17 protein-coding genes and 1 tRNA gene are annotated in these 14,064 nt (G+C 57.8%); 8 read left to right on the top strand and 10 right to left on the bottom strand.

Annotated elements, in window-relative coordinates; translation table 11 throughout:
• Positions 1-18: 18 nt before the first annotated feature.
• The 4 genes from BW992_RS02330 to BW992_RS02315 all read right to left on the bottom strand — a co-directional run bounded on the left by BW992_RS02330 (position 19) and on the right by BW992_RS02315 (position 2,314).
• On the bottom strand, positions 19-285 hold the full coding sequence (locus BW992_RS02330) for a Rho-binding antiterminator (RefSeq protein WP_072388215.1): 267 nt from the start codon (positions 283-285) through the stop codon (positions 19-21).
• A 1-nt stretch (position 286) separates the two neighbouring features.
• On the bottom strand, positions 287-547 hold the full coding sequence (locus BW992_RS02325) for a DUF2024 family protein (protein ID WP_072388213.1): 261 nt from the start codon (positions 545-547) through the stop codon (positions 287-289).
• A 77-nt stretch (positions 548-624) separates the two neighbouring features.
• Positions 625-1,512: a dihydrodipicolinate synthase family protein gene (locus BW992_RS02320; protein WP_072388211.1), complete on the bottom strand. Its 888-nt coding sequence runs from the start codon at positions 1,510-1,512 to the stop codon at positions 625-627.
• Positions 1,513-1,531: 19 nt separating this feature from the next.
• Complete coding sequence (locus tag BW992_RS02315; protein ID WP_072458663.1) at positions 1,532-2,314, bottom strand: aldolase; 783 nt, start codon at positions 2,312-2,314, stop codon at positions 1,532-1,534.
• 150 nt (positions 2,315-2,464) lie between these two features.
• Here BW992_RS02315 and BW992_RS02310 point away from each other — a divergent pair, with 150 nt between their 5' ends.
• Complete coding sequence (locus BW992_RS02310) at positions 2,465-3,031, top strand: helix-turn-helix domain-containing protein (protein ID WP_076405510.1); 567 nt, start codon at positions 2,465-2,467, stop codon at positions 3,029-3,031.
• Between the two features lie 51 nt (positions 3,032-3,082).
• Here BW992_RS02310 and BW992_RS02305 read toward each other — a convergent pair whose 3' ends face one another.
• A complete protein-coding gene (locus tag BW992_RS02305; protein WP_076405508.1) occupies positions 3,083-3,835 on the bottom strand; it encodes a hypothetical protein in 753 nt (250 codons plus the stop codon).
• A 101-nt stretch (positions 3,836-3,936) separates the two neighbouring features.
• Here BW992_RS02305 and BW992_RS02300 point away from each other — a divergent pair, with 101 nt between their 5' ends.
• The 3 genes from BW992_RS02300 to BW992_RS02290 all read left to right on the top strand — a co-directional run bounded on the left by BW992_RS02300 (position 3,937) and on the right by BW992_RS02290 (position 6,419).
• Positions 3,937-4,794, top strand: coding sequence for an AraC family transcriptional regulator (locus BW992_RS02300; RefSeq protein WP_072458661.1), 858 nt, complete (start codon positions 3,937-3,939; stop codon positions 4,792-4,794).
• A gap of 201 nt (positions 4,795-4,995) precedes the next feature.
• On the top strand, positions 4,996-5,586 hold the full coding sequence (locus tag BW992_RS02295) for a hypothetical protein (protein ID WP_072458660.1): 591 nt from the start codon (positions 4,996-4,998) through the stop codon (positions 5,584-5,586).
• A 479-nt stretch (positions 5,587-6,065) separates the two neighbouring features.
• Positions 6,066-6,419 carry a DUF6124 family protein gene (locus BW992_RS02290; protein ID WP_076405506.1) on the top strand — a complete coding sequence of 118 codons (354 nt, stop codon included), beginning with the start codon at positions 6,066-6,068 and terminating at the stop codon, positions 6,417-6,419.
• Between the two features lie 161 nt (positions 6,420-6,580).
• Here the strand turns inward: BW992_RS02290 and BW992_RS02285 are convergent, their stop codons facing one another.
• Together BW992_RS02285 and BW992_RS02280 are read right to left on the bottom strand one after the other, a co-directional pair.
• Positions 6,581-7,174, bottom strand: coding sequence for an NADPH-dependent FMN reductase (locus BW992_RS02285; RefSeq protein ID WP_076405504.1), 594 nt, complete (start codon positions 7,172-7,174; stop codon positions 6,581-6,583).
• Complete coding sequence (locus BW992_RS02280; RefSeq protein ID WP_076405502.1) at positions 7,171-8,025, bottom strand: sterol desaturase family protein; 855 nt, start codon at positions 8,023-8,025, stop codon at positions 7,171-7,173. Before BW992_RS02280 ends, BW992_RS02285 begins: the two co-directional genes overlap by 4 nt.
• A 66-nt stretch (positions 8,026-8,091) precedes the next feature.
• Here BW992_RS02280 and BW992_RS02275 point away from each other — a divergent pair, with 66 nt between their 5' ends.
• The gene (locus tag BW992_RS02275) at positions 8,092-9,048 is read left to right on the top strand and encodes an AraC family transcriptional regulator ligand-binding domain-containing protein (RefSeq protein WP_076405500.1); all 957 of its coding nucleotides are present in this window, start codon (positions 8,092-8,094) and stop codon (positions 9,046-9,048) included.
• A gap of 18 nt (positions 9,049-9,066) precedes the next feature.
• On the opposite strand, the gene BW992_RS02270 is transcribed toward BW992_RS02275, so the two are convergent.
• Positions 9,067-9,846, bottom strand: coding sequence for a sulfite exporter TauE/SafE family protein (locus BW992_RS02270; RefSeq protein ID WP_076405498.1), 780 nt, complete (start codon positions 9,844-9,846; stop codon positions 9,067-9,069).
• 132 nt (positions 9,847-9,978) lie between these two features.
• Between BW992_RS02270 and BW992_RS02265 the strand changes: the two genes are divergently transcribed.
• Complete coding sequence (locus BW992_RS02265; RefSeq protein ID WP_076405496.1) at positions 9,979-10,848, top strand: LysR family transcriptional regulator; 870 nt, start codon at positions 9,979-9,981, stop codon at positions 10,846-10,848.
• Positions 10,849-11,062: 214 nt separating this feature from the next.
• On the opposite strand, the gene BW992_RS02260 is transcribed toward BW992_RS02265, so the two are convergent.
• Both BW992_RS02260 and BW992_RS02255 read right to left on the bottom strand, forming a co-directional pair.
• Positions 11,063-11,392: a hypothetical protein gene (locus BW992_RS02260; protein ID WP_076405494.1), complete on the bottom strand. Its 330-nt coding sequence runs from the start codon at positions 11,390-11,392 to the stop codon at positions 11,063-11,065.
• Positions 11,393-11,680: 288 nt separating this feature from the next.
• Positions 11,681-11,765: transfer RNA gene (locus BW992_RS02255), tRNA-Leu, on the bottom strand.
• 108 nt (positions 11,766-11,873) lie between these two features.
• Between BW992_RS02255 and queA the strand changes: the two genes are divergently transcribed.
• Together queA and tgt are read left to right on the top strand one after the other, a co-directional pair.
• Positions 11,874-12,923: a tRNA preQ1(34) S-adenosylmethionine ribosyltransferase-isomerase QueA gene (gene queA / locus BW992_RS02250; RefSeq protein ID WP_076405492.1), complete on the top strand. Its 1,050-nt coding sequence runs from the start codon at positions 11,874-11,876 to the stop codon at positions 12,921-12,923.
• A 14-nt stretch (positions 12,924-12,937) separates the two neighbouring features.
• Positions 12,938-14,053: a tRNA guanosine(34) transglycosylase Tgt gene (gene tgt, locus BW992_RS02245; protein ID WP_165887911.1), complete on the top strand. Its 1,116-nt coding sequence runs from the start codon at positions 12,938-12,940 to the stop codon at positions 14,051-14,053.
• Positions 14,054-14,064: the final 11 nt, after the last annotated feature.

Genomic DNA, 14,064 nt, shown 5'->3' with positions numbered 1-14,064 from the left:
GTACAGCGAGTGGCCCCGTCACCCACTCGCCAGCACAACCCGACCAAACCGAGCGCTGCGATCCTGCGGCGTAATCGCCAGCAACCGATCGAGGCGAATCTCCTGGTGCCCATCGGCAGTTTCCACCTCGAGAAATTCCTCTCGCGTGGGGGCGGTACGCGTGGTGATCGCACGCGCTGTCAGGCGTTGGCCGTCAGTCAGTTCGATCTCCAGCGTGTAGCCGTACAGGCAGGCAATTTCCAGGTAGTCATGCAGGTCGCAGTCCAGCGGTCGATAGGTGCTCATGTCAGGCCTCGCAACCTTGCAGCTTGAGGATGAAGAAACCTTGCCGGGCGATGGCCTCGTCTACCGCGGGGTTGCCCGGCTCGACATGGCAGAAGCGGCAGTCGTTCAAGATGATGTCCTGGTCTTCGATACCCTGTTCGGCGAGGAAACGTCGCGCGCAGGCTTGGGCGAATGCCTGGTCGTTACGGTCTATCAGCACATCGAAATGCAGGTAGCGCCCGTCTTGGGTGCGTACGTGGGTGTCATAGACTTTGAGGGTCATGGTGTTCTCCCGGTGACAGCCAATGGAGCGAGCGGACAGGTTGGGGCGCCACCTGTCCGTCGCGAAGTCAGAGCGAATCAGAGCAGTTGTTTCAACATCGCCTGCAGTTGCTGGTTACGCGCCTCATCCAATGGAAAAACCGGCAGACGCGGATCGCCGACCTCCAGGCCAAGAGTTCGCAAACCGGCCTTGATGGTGGCGGGCAAACCGCCCTTGAGGATGAAGTCCAGCAGCGGCAATTGACGATAGAACAACGCCCGGGCCCGGCTCAGGTCGTTGGCCAAAACAGCGTCGTACAGGTCGAGATTGAGCTGCGGGATCAGGTTCGGCGCGGCGGTGCACCAGCCTTTGGCGCCGGCCGCGAAGGCTTCCAGCGCCAAGGGGTTGCAACCGTTGTAGAACGGCACCTGGCCTTCGCCCAGCAACTGCAGCTTGTGCATGCGCTGAATGTCGCCGGTGCTTTCCTTGACCATGGTGACGTTATCCACCGCGTTGAAAATCCGCAGGATGAGCTCCACCGACATGTCGATGCCGCTGGTGGCAGGATTGTTATAGAGCATGATGGGCAGGTCGATGCTGGCGCCGATGGCCTGGTAGTGCGCCAGGATTTCCGCCTCGCTCAGTTTCCAGTAAGCGGCCGGCAACACCATCACCACATCGGCGCCCTTCGCCTGGGCAAAGCGTGCGCGGCGCACCGCCTTGGCGGTGGTCAAGTCAGACACGCTGACCACGGTGGGCACCCGGCCGGCGACGCGGGCGATGCTGAACTCGCTGACCTGGTCCCACTCGGCGTCGCTCAGGTAGGCACCTTCACCGGTGCTGCCCAGGGGCGCGATGGCATGCACGCCGCTGTCGATCAGACGGTCGATGGACCGGCCCAAGGCGTCCAGGTCCAAGCCCTGGCCGTCGGTGGAGAAGGGCGTGATGGTGTAGCCGATGATGCCGTGGATGTTGGGGGTAGACATGGCTTCGCTCCTGGTGGGTTCAGTTCAAGCAATCGGCGTGTTGACGCAGGGTCTGCCGGGCGTAGTAGTTGAAGGCGGCCGCGTGGCGCTTGGGGCGGGCGATCCAGTCGTGGGCTTCGCGGCCCAGGTGAGGCAGGATCGGTTTCACCTCGCCGGCGGCCATGGCCAGCAATTGCAGCTTCGCGGCGCGTTCGATCAGTTGGGCGATGTTGCAGGCTTCTTCCACGGTGGCACCGGTGGACAACTGGCCGTGGTGGGAAAGCAGGATGGCGCGCTTGTCACCCAGGGCACCGGCGATCAATTCGCCTTCCTCGTTGCCCACCGGCACCCCCGGCCAGCCCTCCAGGAAGGCGCAGTCGTCGTACAGCGGGCAGAGGTCCATGTGGGAAATCTGCAGCGGCACCTCCAGCATCGACAACGCGGCGATGTGGGTCGGGTGGGTGTGAATGATGCAATTCACATCCGGCCGGGCGCGGTAGACCCAAGTGTGAAAGCGGTTGGCCGGGTTGGGCATGCCATGGCCCTCCAGCACCTCGAGGTCTTCATTGACCAGCAACAGGTTGCTGGCGGTGATTTCATCGAAGCCCAGGCCCAATTGCTGGGTGTAATAAGTGCCAGGTTGCGGCCCGCGCGCGGTAATCTGCCCCGCCAGGCCCGAGTCGTGGCCGTTCTCGAACAGGATGCGGCAGGTCAGGGCCAGCTTTTGTCGTACAGTCCACGTATTATCCGGCAGTGTTTTCTGCATCTGGTTAACAGCATGCTGGACCAGTTGGTCCTTGGGCGTCGCCAGTGTCTTGCTCATATCCGTTCTCCTGATTCGTTCTTTGACCGTTCTTGATCCGCGTCATGGAAGCTGTGAAAGGAAGGTGCTAATGACACTAAATAGACTATATGACACAAAGTGTCATTTGCAATCGCAGATTGTCCGTTTCTCTGGAAATGTTGGTTACCTATGTCCATTCGCTTGAAATTGCTCAGGAAAAAACTCGGCATGACACTGGACGTCCTGGCCGAAAAAACCGGGATGACCAAGAGCTACCTGTCCAAGGTGGAGCGGGGCTTGAGCACGCCCTCCATCGCCACGGCGCTCAAGCTCGCCAAGGCCCTGAGCGTGAAAGTCGAGGAGCTGTTCTCCGAAGAAAACGTTTCCCTCGACAGCTACAGCCTGGTGCGCAGCGAAGACCGCCAATCCCTCGCGGCGAGCAGCGGCAGTTCCGAATACGCGGTATTGGCCCATCAAGTGTCCGAGCGCAGCCTGCTGCCCTTCATCCTCTATCCCGCCAGCGAATTCACCGCCCATCACGCGTTCAAGGAACACACCGGAGAGGAGTTCCTGTTCGTGCATGAGGGCCAGGTGGAAGTGGACTTCATGAACGAGCGCGTGTTGCTGAATCGCGGCGATGCCCTGCATTTCAATGCGCAGAAACCCCACCGCCTGCGTTCGGTGGGGGATGTTCAGGCGCAGTTGCTGGTGGTGGTGCACAGCGATGAGTCGGCGGAGAAGGGCGAGGGCGCATAACGCCGCGCCACTCCGCCAACGCAAGCCCGCCCGGCGCCGGGTGGGCCGGTTTCACTGATTGATCTTGCCGGGCAGGGACAGATCGCCCGACGCCACCTTGAACACGTCGGTCACGCACAGGAGCGGGTTGTGCACGCTGGCGTTCACCCGCAGGGCCGCCGTGACGCCGTCGAAAGCACCGGCCTCTACCGCGCCGATGTCGTCGAACGGCACCCGCACTTCGACGGTTTGCCGAGTAATGGTCGGGGTCCAACCCGGGCTGTCGATCAGGATCGGCAGGCCCGGCCAAGTCTTCGGCACACGGGGCTTGGCCCCTTCGGGAATGTCCACCACCTTCAGCGAATCTTTTCCACAGGCCGGGTCGGGTTGCAGCACCACCCAGTGGGAATGCCATAGGTCACCGTCGTTATCCAGGCGCCCATCATGGTTCTCGTCGAACAGCGGGGTGTCGTCGAAGTCCGGGTGTGAGGTGACGGCGAATGCCAGGATCCCGGACTTTGGCTCGAAACCGATGACTGAAGGGTCCAGGCTGGTGGGCCAGACATAGGAGAACACGGTACTGCCTGCCAGTTTGCCGCTGGCAGCGGGGTGTACCTTGCCGGCCTTGCCGGACACCGCCATGTGAAAGATCGCCACGTTGCCTTGGGTCGTGATCTTCGTATGGACGATATCGAACGGCGCCTGCACGGATTTCGTCGGCTGGCTGGCGATGCCGCCTTGATGGGCTGCTTCATGGGCGCTGACGCTGGCGCTCAAGCCAAGCAGCAACGAAGCGCAAAGGAGGTGGGATCGGGTGAATTTCATAATGGGTCCTTCTGCCAAGTGATGTGTGGTGCTGGCAGTGTAGGGCGACGTTATGTACTATTTGGCTCTTAACGTACACCTAACATATCTATCCGTTCAGAATGCAAGCGCTCCCGACCATTGATCGCCTCTCCGGCATCCTCGACCATTTCCGCGTGCAGGCGCAGTTACATCACACAGGTGCCCTGTGCGGTGTGAATCGCTTCGATGCGCGGGAAGGGTTCGGTTACCTGCATGTGCTGCGCCGGGGCCAATTGAAAGTCACTCACCCTGGTGGGCAAGGCCTGCCCTCGATGCGCTTCGAAGAGCCGTCGCTGCTGTTCTATCCGTGTCCGCTCACCCATCAATTCCACAACGCCCCAGCGGAAGGTGTCGACTTCACCTGTGCCCGAGTTATGTTCGAGGGCGGTTCAAGCAACCCGCTGGCCCGAGCGCTGCCTCCGTTGATTGCCCTGCCGTTGGCCCAGGTCCCAGGCCTGCACGCCGCCCTGGAATTGCTGTTCGCCGAGACCGACCACGTGCGTTGCGGTCAACGGATGCTCGCCGACCGACTGTTCGAAGTCGTGGTGTTGCAACTGTTGCGCTGGCTGCTCGACCACCAACATGAAGCTGGCATACGGCCAGGCCTGATCGCCGGGCTCTCCAACCCACGCCTGGCCCGCGCCCTGGTGGCGATCCACGAAGACCCCGGCGCCGCCTGGACCCTGGAACGCATGGCGGAACGCGCCTGCCTGTCACGCACGGCATTTGCCAACACCTTTCGCGACGTGGTCGGCCAAACCCCCGCCGACTACCTGACCAGCTGGCGCATCGCCCTGGCGCAGAGCCGCTTGCGCCAAGGTGAGTCCATCAAGAGTTTGACCGAAGAGCTTGGCTATACCACGCCGTCGGCACTGTCGCGGGCTTTTACGGCCAAGGTGGGGGTGTCGCCTCGGGGGTGGTTGGCAGCCGGCCGTTGATCACATGCCGGATCGGGTTCGCGCTATTCTCAGAGATCCGCTTCACACCCATCGCCTCCGCCTTTCGTCATGGCGGTGGGTCTTGTTGAACTGGATGTTTCTGGGGATCTTCTTCCGAACGCTCTTCGTATGTATGGCATGAAGCAGCAAGATCGCTTCTACTGAAGCGCCTTGACCCTCCTTATGGATTAGGAACGATTGATGACCTTTGTCTCGACACTCAGGCAGTACTCGATAAAAGGCTGGGCCGCTGTGGTAGCGATTGTTGGCTTGATGGCAGGTATCCCCAGCATTTCATCCTGGTTGGCTGAAATAAGGGCCGACTATTACAAAAGCCATTTCATTGGACGTTGGACCGAGGCGTTCAGCTATCCCAATGGCGACGGTGTGCAGTTCGAATTCAAGGGCATGATCGAGTACTTTCCCAACAGCCTTTACAACATTAACGGCGTGGTGGCGTTGGTCGGCACAGAGCCTTCTAAGCCCTATCGGTTCGAATACAGCGTCAATGGCGCGGGCAACTGGAGTGCCGACAGCGACTACCTTTCGTTCACCTTGGGGCAGATGAAGACAATGCCCAAGGCTTACACGATTGATGGCAAGGCTATTTCGCCGTTGATGGTGGCGCACGTTGTCGGCCCAAGCATGCCCAATCTCAGTGATATCTATCCGGCAGGTGCATCGGGGCAAGCGCGCATCAAGGAAGTGGAAAAGAACAGGATTGTCCTGGAGCAGGCAGGCCCGGACGGCAGGCCCTTCATTATCGACACCCACCGTCAGATAAGTCCCTAGGCTCTGTTTGAAAAAGTCTTGGGACGGAGGTCAGGCAAGGCGAAAACCGGCGAGAAACGGCTGGGGTCGCGCTCGACTTTACTGGAGTAAATGAGCATTGCGATCGGACTCGCGCACGAGCCGGCTTTCAACGCAGCATGAACGAGTATCAAGGCTTTTCAGACACGGCCTAGAGCTCACATCGTCTTGCGCCGTTACCTACAACTACGCCAGAATCCGCCGGCTTGTGCGCCTGTTGTTGCGTCGGTAGTTTGAGCCTGTCACTGCTCATCAGTGATCGGGTTTAGTCGCCCACGGTGAAACAGGTTGTGCAAGGCGTCATCCAGTCGGGATTCCCATCCTGCACTTGATGGTGGCTGTGCGCAGGGCGTCCTCGGACGCGCCGGTTTCTTGTTTCCCCGGTCGACTAACCTGCGTACAGCTGCCTCCCATCGTTTAGTCGCGAGCGGGTGATGGCTCCAACTACAGGAAACAAGACGATGGCAAAAGTTACTCCGAATCCCCCAGATACACACGAACACGTCTCCCGCGCCCAGACTGCGCGCAACAAGAAAATCGACGGCGCTGCCACGCGAGCGTTGGATTTTTACCTCAAGCCCAAGTCGGAAACACCCGACAATCCCAACACCATCTTTCGCATCGTGTCTGATGTTGATTCCGAATGCCTGCTGGTCAGTCTCAGTGAGAACCTGGCTTCGGCCAATGCCATGATCAGTGATCTTGCGTTCGACCTGGATGGGTCTCGGCGGCACGTGGCCTTGGGGATCCAGCAAGTGATCGAGCTAAGTGAGCTGTTGGCGAATCGGGCGTTGGATATTGTTGAGGTGAGGTAGATCCGCTGGATCAATTGCTACCTATTCATTTAAGGGGCGTAAAGCCCCTTTTTTCGTCGCGGATCGTTGTATATCCCACGTTCATGAGTGGCAAGGTAACGAGGTTCTTTTGGAGCAAACGTCGCTGGAAATCAGGATGAATGGTTTGATGAGCAATCCACTCACATTCCCGAAGAGAATCCCGGCACTTGAGTCACGGTAGTCCGTATCGAACAAAACGCCGCTTCATATTGGCCCAGCATCCGCAACACCCAATCCACGCGCTTTCGCATTCGCTTATCCTCCTCTCCTATCGGCGTATCACCTTCCATGACCGACTCCACATTGCGGATAATGAGGTGCTCTGGCAAATAAACGATTCGGCAGTTCTTATAACTCGAAGCCCGTAACTCCGAAATAGGATAAGCGCCTCCAAGGCCTGCAGACACCCCCACCAGTAGGGCCGGCTTATGACCGAGTTCCTCGATGCCTGCGTAAACGAAGAAATTCTTCAATGCAGGGCATGCCATGCCATTCCACTCGGGGCAGATGACTATTAACGCCGTCGCCCTCTTGAGGCTTGATTGCAGTGAGTTCCAAATGGACTGCACATCCTCTTGCGGCCAAAGGGGGAGCCGCTGGCGTGCCAGATCCATCACCTGAGCGGAATCGAAGAGCTCAAGTTCATCTATCCGGCGATAGAGATACTCGGCCACTTTCAAGGATTGACTGCCCTCTCGCTGGGAGCCGGCGATGATGACTAGATGACGGTTCATTGGGCTACCTTTTCATTTGTCTTGGCTGCAGGTTTCGCATGACGGCGGCGAGCCAGAGGCCAGAACAATTCCTCGGTCCAGCTGATTGGTGACAGGTTTTCGATACCGTAGGCGGGCGGGCGTCGCCGAGTGATCTTGGCCGTTCCGAACAGCATGTCCCAGACGAACAGTAAGTTGCCGAAGTTGCCTTTGTAATGGGTGACGCCGTCTTCGGCGGTCAGTCCGTGATGCGCCGAGTGCGTCGAGGGAGTGGAAATGACGCGCTCCAGCACCCAGACCACAGGGCGCAACGCCGGGATCCGGTAGAGTTTTTCATCCCATGGCACGCTGCTGTGGGCGGCAAAAATGACCGTCATCTTCACGATCAGGTAGACGTAATACACCGGCGCCAGGCCCAGGTAGATCAACATGCCGCTGAGCCAGATACCGGGCATCAGCAAGTAATAGAAACTGTTGTTGCGATAGACGATGCGGATGCTCATATACGGCGCGGAATGATGCGCCCGGTGCAAGGCGTACAACATTGGCACTCGATGCGTCAGGCGATGCCACCAGTATTGCGTCATATCGTCCAGCAGCAGGAACAGGGCGAACCCGGCCACCCAGGGCAGGGCAATGAGGGCATCTTTCAGCTCCGGTACGGTGAGGCTGAGGATCTTTCCACTGAACCACATCACCGCGGGAAACGTTATGGTCACCAGGATGCCGGAGCCAATCGCCTCTATGAGCACGTCACGCCGGCTGCCGGTCGATTGCTTGAACGCGGAGCAGGCGAGCTCCAGTAACACGAAGGCGAGGAAGATCCCGGCCACTATCAACGTTGGATGATTAGCGAGCATTGTTGTATTCATGGCACTCTCGAATTAGGCCCAAAGGGCAATGCCATTTCATTAGAAACCGAGGGCTCGGTGCTCCCTATGCGCGAAACGGACAGAATCACGGGAACAGCGGCCAATCGCTCGGCGCAGCGCTTTCATCGGGGCAAGCTCGGGCAGGTACTGGAGCGTTTTCTGAATGCACAGGCCACCGGAAAGAACCGGGACTACAGCCTGGTCGAACTGGACCAGCTATGGCGCGATGCAGCGTGTGTCGACCCTGCCATTGGACTGAAGCTCTTCTCGCTGTTCACCCCCCAGGACGTGCACGTCCTGGCCTACCTTTGCCTCTACAGCCCGGATGTCTTGTCAGCCTTGCGCCTATGGGCCAGGTACGTACCCCTGGCGTCGGACGCGGACAGCATGCGACTGCTGGACGATGGGAAGGGCATGGGCATCGAACTGTGGGTCAATGCGCCCGCCGAAGTGGCGCGCTACATCGTCGAGCACTACGGGGTAATGGCCGTCACGCAACTGCAGCGCGGGACCGGTCAGCCGGTCAAACCGATCCTGGCGCAGTTCGCCCATTCGCGGCCGTCGTACCATACCGAGTACGTCCAGTGGTTCGGCGAACACCTGGAGTTCGATTGCCCGGCCAACCGCTTCTACTTCCACGACCAAACCGCGACGCTGCCGATGCAGACGCGTCATCACGGCATGCTGGAACTGCTGACCCAGGAATTGGACCGTCGCATCTCCGCCCATCGACATTTCACCGGCTGGTCGGCAACGGTGGCCGAAAGTGTATGGCGCGCGTTGGGGCGAAACGAAGTGCCCAATCTGGTCAGCGTGGCCGAGGCACTGAACCACACGCCGCGAACATTACGCAGACGTTTGCAGGAGCAGGACACCACCTTCAGGCAAGTGCTCGACCAAGTGCGCGCCGAATTGGAACTGCACTTGGAGATGCAAGGCGAACCGTTGGCGGAGATTGCCGCACGGTTGGGGTATAGCGATACGGCGGCGTATCTGCATGCGCGAGGTCGGTGGCGGTCGTAACACTCACTCCGCTAGATCCTATGTGATTGTCTGTGAAAAAACACTCAACCCCATTCGACCTAGCAGGAAAATAAGCAGCACCAGAAAGAAAACCCTTATAAAGCCACTTCCATAACGCAGTGCCAAAAATACACCGGCGAGAGAACCTGCCATGTTGCAAAGAGCAACCAAGCCTCCGACAGTCCATAACACATTGCCAGACGGAACAAAGAACATAAGTGCAGCGCTAAACGTCCCAAAATTAACCAGCTTTGCCGATGCTGATGCGTTTAAAAAGTCGAAGCCAAAAAACTTTACGAAAATAAAAAGCAGAAGACTACCGCTACCTGGGCCAAAGACACCGTCATAAAATCCAATTAGCCCACCAAATAGTACCCCGAATGCGATCTCCTTCGTTCCGCAAGGTTTGTTGGAACCCACCAAGCCTAATTTCTTCTCCTTGAAAGTATAAATAGCCATGGCTATCAGGATGAAGAAAACGACGAGCTCCATCAGTTTTTTCGGTGCAATAGATACTACGGCAGCCCCAAGGAAAGCAAAAACAAAGGCTGAGCACATGGTGGGAAGCATCAACCTCCATACGATGGTTATTCTCTTCAAGTAGCTGAATATTGAACTTGCATTACCTGCGAGGACAGCCAGTTTATTGGTGCCGAAAACTGTGGCCAGGCTTTGATGGGGTAGGGCATGTAAAAGTGCTGGCACTTGAACAAGCCCGCCACCGCCTACCGCCGCATCTATCAAACCACCGCAAAAGGCAAAAAAGCCTAGCGTGATTATGACTTGATCAAAATCCATCCAGCTCTCCTTTCGCGGTTTGAATGTCCGGTTAAATCTTACATTCAATCAGAGCCGTGAAATTAACGGCTTGGAGGGTTTACGACAAGTGAATTATAATTTGCAGATCATTCATTTTTGGTGAGCAATACCATGGAGCTCTCTCAACTGACGATGTTCAAAGCAGTGGCCGATCAGGGCAGTATTGTTCGCGCGGCCGAACAGTTGCACTGCGTTCCGTCAAACATCACAAACCGGATCAAGCTCCTAGAAAGAGAGCTGGGTGTTTCATTATTTGTCCGAAAGGGGAGGGGGCTTGTCATCAGTCCTGCGGGTAGATTGTTTCTTGAATACGTAAATAAAATATTATCTTTATGTCAGGAGTCACAAAGGGTTCTTGATCCTGCGGCAGCTCCATCGGGAAATTTGAAGATTGGCGCTATTGAGTCATCCGCGACAGGTAGATTGCCCAGGTTCTTGGCAAGATATCATCAGCTCTATCCTCTGGTGCAAATGCAGTTCAGTACCGGCGATTGGTCACAGTTATTAAACGATGTGGTTGGCCATAAACTGGATGGGGCAATCATCGCTGTCAGACCTGTGCATCCAGATATCGCAAGCACTGAGATTTACAAGGAAGAGCTTGTCTTGATTGCTTCTGCATCCGCGGGCCGGATAAGTGGGCCGCAAGACTTAAGTAGTATGGATATATTCATGTGGCCAGAAGGGTGCCCGTACCGGGGCGCACTGGAAAATTGGCTGAGTACGCATGAGGTGTCGAGTCCCATAACCAATATTGCCAGTTATGGCACCATTCTTGGCTGCGTCAGCTCTGGTGCAGGCGCGTCGCTAGTCCCGAGGGGCATATTTGAACAGTTCAAAAATATCGGAAGTATCAGTGGATATGTATTTGATGATCTGTTTCCTGTGCAAAATTATTTAATGTGGAATAAACATGTTGAGGTTTATCGTGCCAGGGATAAATTTGTCGAGCTGTTGATAGAGGAGTTTAAAGAGGCGTGAAGAATAAAGAGGATGGGGCTGATGTAATTTTTACCTTGGCCGGATTTGTGATGGAGTGCAAGCACGAACATCGTCTGCGGGCTCGCAGAGGTGCTTGAGGTCGCAGTGATGTCGGGTTTGTCTCCTTGGGCGAGTGCGGGCTAGCCTTTGAAATCCGATAAAACAAAGGATGTACAGGTTTCGAGATAGGCCTCAGTACCCACCTGATATTGGCTCACTGAATGTCCTTCAGGTAGTGCTTAAGTGCAATGAGCGGTGCATTCAATTGCTCCATCCTTTGTTCGGCGCTGAGCTCTGCGGCCAGACGTTGCAGCTCCCGTCCCAGTACCGTATCCCGGCCCCCAATGGCTTCCAAGGCCAGATCCAGGCAATGCCCCACCTTGTCCCGAATCTCCTCGACGTCTCCCTTGCGCATCAACAACCCAAACACCTCCCGATCATAGTCCCCCATCAACGGATCATCCCGCAAAATCGGACTATGCCCCTCCGTCTCATAAGCCAGCTTCAGCGAGTAAAGAGCGACCGTTTCCAGCAGCAATTCCATGGGGTGAAGTCCTTTGTCAGCGGGTGAGGAGGGGCGGTGGATCAACTGGGCGTTGCAAGGTGGAGCATCGGTGGGGGGCAGTGACATTTTTGTGAGCGCTTTGCGCTCAAGCGGGAGCAAGCTCCCTCGCCACAGGTTCCTACTAGCCACAGATTCTTCCTTGCCACAGATTTGGTGGTTGGGGCCGCTTCGCGACCCAGCGGGGATAAATCCCCTCGCCACAAATGGATCGGTGACTTTCCTGCAGACGAAAAAAAAGACCTTGAATTTCAAGGTCTTTCTTTAAAATGGTGCCCCGAGGGAGACTCGAACTCCCACTCCTTTCGAAAACGGATTTTGAATCCGCCGCGTCTACCAATTCCGCCATCAGGGCTCAATGGCGGCGAAGTATAGAGAGGTGCCTACCGTTGGTCAATCACGTTTCATGGTCAATTTTTGATAATTCCGCTAGACTTTCCGGCCCTGCTAGACGAACCCCATCATGCGTGTTGCTGACTTTACCTTCGACCTCCCTGATTCGCTGATCGCTCGCCACCCTCTGGCCGAGCGTCGCGCCAGTCGCCTGTTGACCCTGGACGGGGTCAGCGGTGCCATGGCTCACCGTCAATTCACTGATTTGCTTGAGCATTTGCGCCCGGGCGATTTGATGGTGTTCAACAATACCCGGGTGATTCCGGCACGGTTGTTTGGTCAGAAAGCCTCCGGCGGCAAGCTGGAGATTCTGGTGGAGCGGGTGCTGGACAGTCATCGTGTGCTGGCCCATGTGCGCTCCAGCAAGTCGCCCAAGCCCGGTTCGTCGATCCTCATCGACGGCGGCGGCGAGGCGGTGATGGTGGCGCGGCATGATGCGTTGTTCGAGCTGGAATTTGCCGAAGAGGTGTTGTCGCTGCTCGACCGTGTCGGGCACATGCCGTTGCCTCCTTATATAGACCGTCCCGATGAAGGCTCGGACCGCGAGCGTTATCAGACCGTGTACGCCGAGCGCCTGGGGGCGGTGGCGGCGCCGACGGCGGGGTTGCATTTCGATCAGCCATTGCTGGAGGCGATTGCCGCCAAGGGCGTGGAGACCGCGTTCGTGACGTTGCACGTTGGCGCTGGTACGTTCCAGCCGGTGCGGGTCGAGCGCATCGAAGACCACCACATGCACAACGAATGGCTGGAAGTGAGCCAGGAAGTGGTGGACGCCGTGGCGGCCTGCCGCGCGCGCGGTGGACGGGTGGTGGCGGTGGGGACCACCAGCGTGCGGTCCCTGGAAAGCGCTGCTCGCGATGGTGTGCTCAAGCCGTTCAGTGGCGACACCGATATCTTCATCTACCCGGGCCGGCCGTTCCATGTGGTCGATGCCCTGGTCACCAACTTCCATCTGCCCGAATCCACGTTGTTGATGCTGGTTTCGGCGTTCGCCGGTTATCCCGAAACCATGGCCGCCTACAAGGCCGCCGTCGAGCATGGATACCGCTTTTTCAGCTACGGTGATGCGATGTTCATCACCCGTAACCCCGCGCCACGCGGACCCGAGGAAACAGTATGAGTCGCACCTGTCGCATGTCCTTCGAGTTGCTCGCCACCGATGGCAAGGCTCGTCGCGGTCGTCTGACCTTCCCCCGCGGTACCGTGGAAACCCCGGCGTTCATGCCGGTGGGCACCTACGGCACGGTCAAGGGCATGCTGCCACGGGACATCGAGGCGATTGGCGCGCAGATCATCCTCGGCAACACCTTCCACCTGTGGCTGCGCCCGGGCATGGAAGTGATCAAGGCCCACGGCGACCTGCACGATTTCATGCAGTGGAAAGGCCCGATCCTGACCGACTCCGGCGGTTTCCAGGTGTTCAGCCTGGGCGCGATGCGCAAGATCAAGGAGGAGGGCGTGACCTTCGCCTCTCCAGTGGACGGTTCCAAGGTGTTCATGGGCCCGGAAGAGTCGATGCAGGTGCAGCGCGACCTGGGCTCGGACATCGTGATGATCTTCGACGAATGCACGCCGTACCCGGCCGATGAAGACGTGGCGCGGGTGTCCATGGAGCTGTCGTTGCGCTGGGCCCAGCGTTCGAAGAACGCCCATGGCGACAACACGGCGGCACTGTTCGGCATCGTCCAGGGCGGTATGCACCAGGACCTGCGCATGCGCTCCCTTGAAGGCCTGGACAAGATCGGCTTCGACGGCCTGGCCATCGGCGGCCTGTCGGTGGGCGAGCCCAAGCACGAGATGATCAAGGTGCTGGATTACCTGCCGGGCCAGATGCCGGCTGACAAACCTCGTTACCTTATGGGCGTTGGCAAACCGGAAGATCTGGTTGAGGGTGTGCGCCGCGGGGTGGACATGTTCGATTGCGTGATGCCAACCCGTAATGCCCGCAATGGGCATCTGTTCATCGACACCGGCGTGCTGAAGATCCGTAACGCGTTTCATCGCCACGATGATTCGCCGCTGGATCCGACGTGCGATTGCTACACCTGCCAGAACTTCTCTCGCGCTTATCTGCATCATTTGGACAAGTGCGGCGAAATGCTCGGCAGTATGCTCAATACCATCCATAATTTGCGCCACTATCAGGTGCTTATGGCTGGTTTGCGCGAGGCTATCCAACAGGGTACATTGGCCGCCTTTGTCGAGGCCTTCTATGCCAAGCGCGGGTTGCCTGTTCCGCCTTTGGACTGAGTTTTCCGATC

The sequence above is a fragment of the Pseudomonas sp. 7SR1 genome, assembly GCF_900156465.1.
Classification (GTDB): Bacteria; Pseudomonadota; Gammaproteobacteria; order Pseudomonadales; family Pseudomonadaceae; genus Aquipseudomonas.
The sequence above is the reverse complement of the archived record's forward strand: the minus strand, read 5'-3'. Positions and strand labels throughout refer to the sequence as shown.

What these genes read in the sequence shown, in the direction of transcription:
- BW992_RS02330 (WP_072388215.1), bottom strand. Translation starts at nt 285, where the DNA reads ATGAGCACCTATCGACCGCTGGACTGCGACCTGCATGACTACCTGGAA.
- BW992_RS02325 (WP_072388213.1), bottom strand. Translation starts at nt 547, where the DNA reads ATGACCCTCAAAGTCTATGACACCCACGTACGCACCCAAGACGGGCGC.
- BW992_RS02320 (WP_072388211.1), bottom strand. Translation starts at nt 1,512, where the DNA reads ATGTCTACCCCCAACATCCACGGCATCATCGGCTACACCATCACGCCC.
- BW992_RS02315 (WP_072458663.1), bottom strand. Translation starts at nt 2,314, where the DNA reads ATGAGCAAGACACTGGCGACGCCCAAGGACCAACTGGTCCAGCATGCT.
- BW992_RS02310 (WP_076405510.1), top strand. Translation starts at nt 2,465, where the DNA reads ATGTCCATTCGCTTGAAATTGCTCAGGAAAAAACTCGGCATGACACTG.
- BW992_RS02305 (WP_076405508.1), bottom strand. Translation starts at nt 3,835, where the DNA reads ATGAAATTCACCCGATCCCACCTCCTTTGCGCTTCGTTGCTGCTTGGC.
- BW992_RS02300 (WP_072458661.1), top strand. Translation starts at nt 3,937, where the DNA reads ATGCAAGCGCTCCCGACCATTGATCGCCTCTCCGGCATCCTCGACCAT.
- BW992_RS02295 (WP_072458660.1), top strand. Translation starts at nt 4,996, where the DNA reads ATGACCTTTGTCTCGACACTCAGGCAGTACTCGATAAAAGGCTGGGCC.
- BW992_RS02290 (WP_076405506.1), top strand. Translation starts at nt 6,066, where the DNA reads ATGGCAAAAGTTACTCCGAATCCCCCAGATACACACGAACACGTCTCC.
- BW992_RS02285 (WP_076405504.1), bottom strand. Translation starts at nt 7,174, where the DNA reads ATGAACCGTCATCTAGTCATCATCGCCGGCTCCCAGCGAGAGGGCAGT.
- BW992_RS02280 (WP_076405502.1), bottom strand. Translation starts at nt 8,025, where the DNA reads ATGAATACAACAATGCTCGCTAATCATCCAACGTTGATAGTGGCCGGG.
- BW992_RS02275 (WP_076405500.1), top strand. Translation starts at nt 8,092, where the DNA reads ATGCGCGAAACGGACAGAATCACGGGAACAGCGGCCAATCGCTCGGCG.
- BW992_RS02270 (WP_076405498.1), bottom strand. Translation starts at nt 9,846, where the DNA reads ATGGATTTTGATCAAGTCATAATCACGCTAGGCTTTTTTGCCTTTTGC.
- BW992_RS02265 (WP_076405496.1), top strand. Translation starts at nt 9,979, where the DNA reads ATGGAGCTCTCTCAACTGACGATGTTCAAAGCAGTGGCCGATCAGGGC.
- BW992_RS02260 (WP_076405494.1), bottom strand. Translation starts at nt 11,392, where the DNA reads ATGGAATTGCTGCTGGAAACGGTCGCTCTTTACTCGCTGAAGCTGGCT.
- queA (WP_076405492.1), top strand. Translation starts at nt 11,874, where the DNA reads ATGCGTGTTGCTGACTTTACCTTCGACCTCCCTGATTCGCTGATCGCT.
- tgt (WP_165887911.1), top strand. Translation starts at nt 12,938, where the DNA reads ATGTCCTTCGAGTTGCTCGCCACCGATGGCAAGGCTCGTCGCGGTCGT.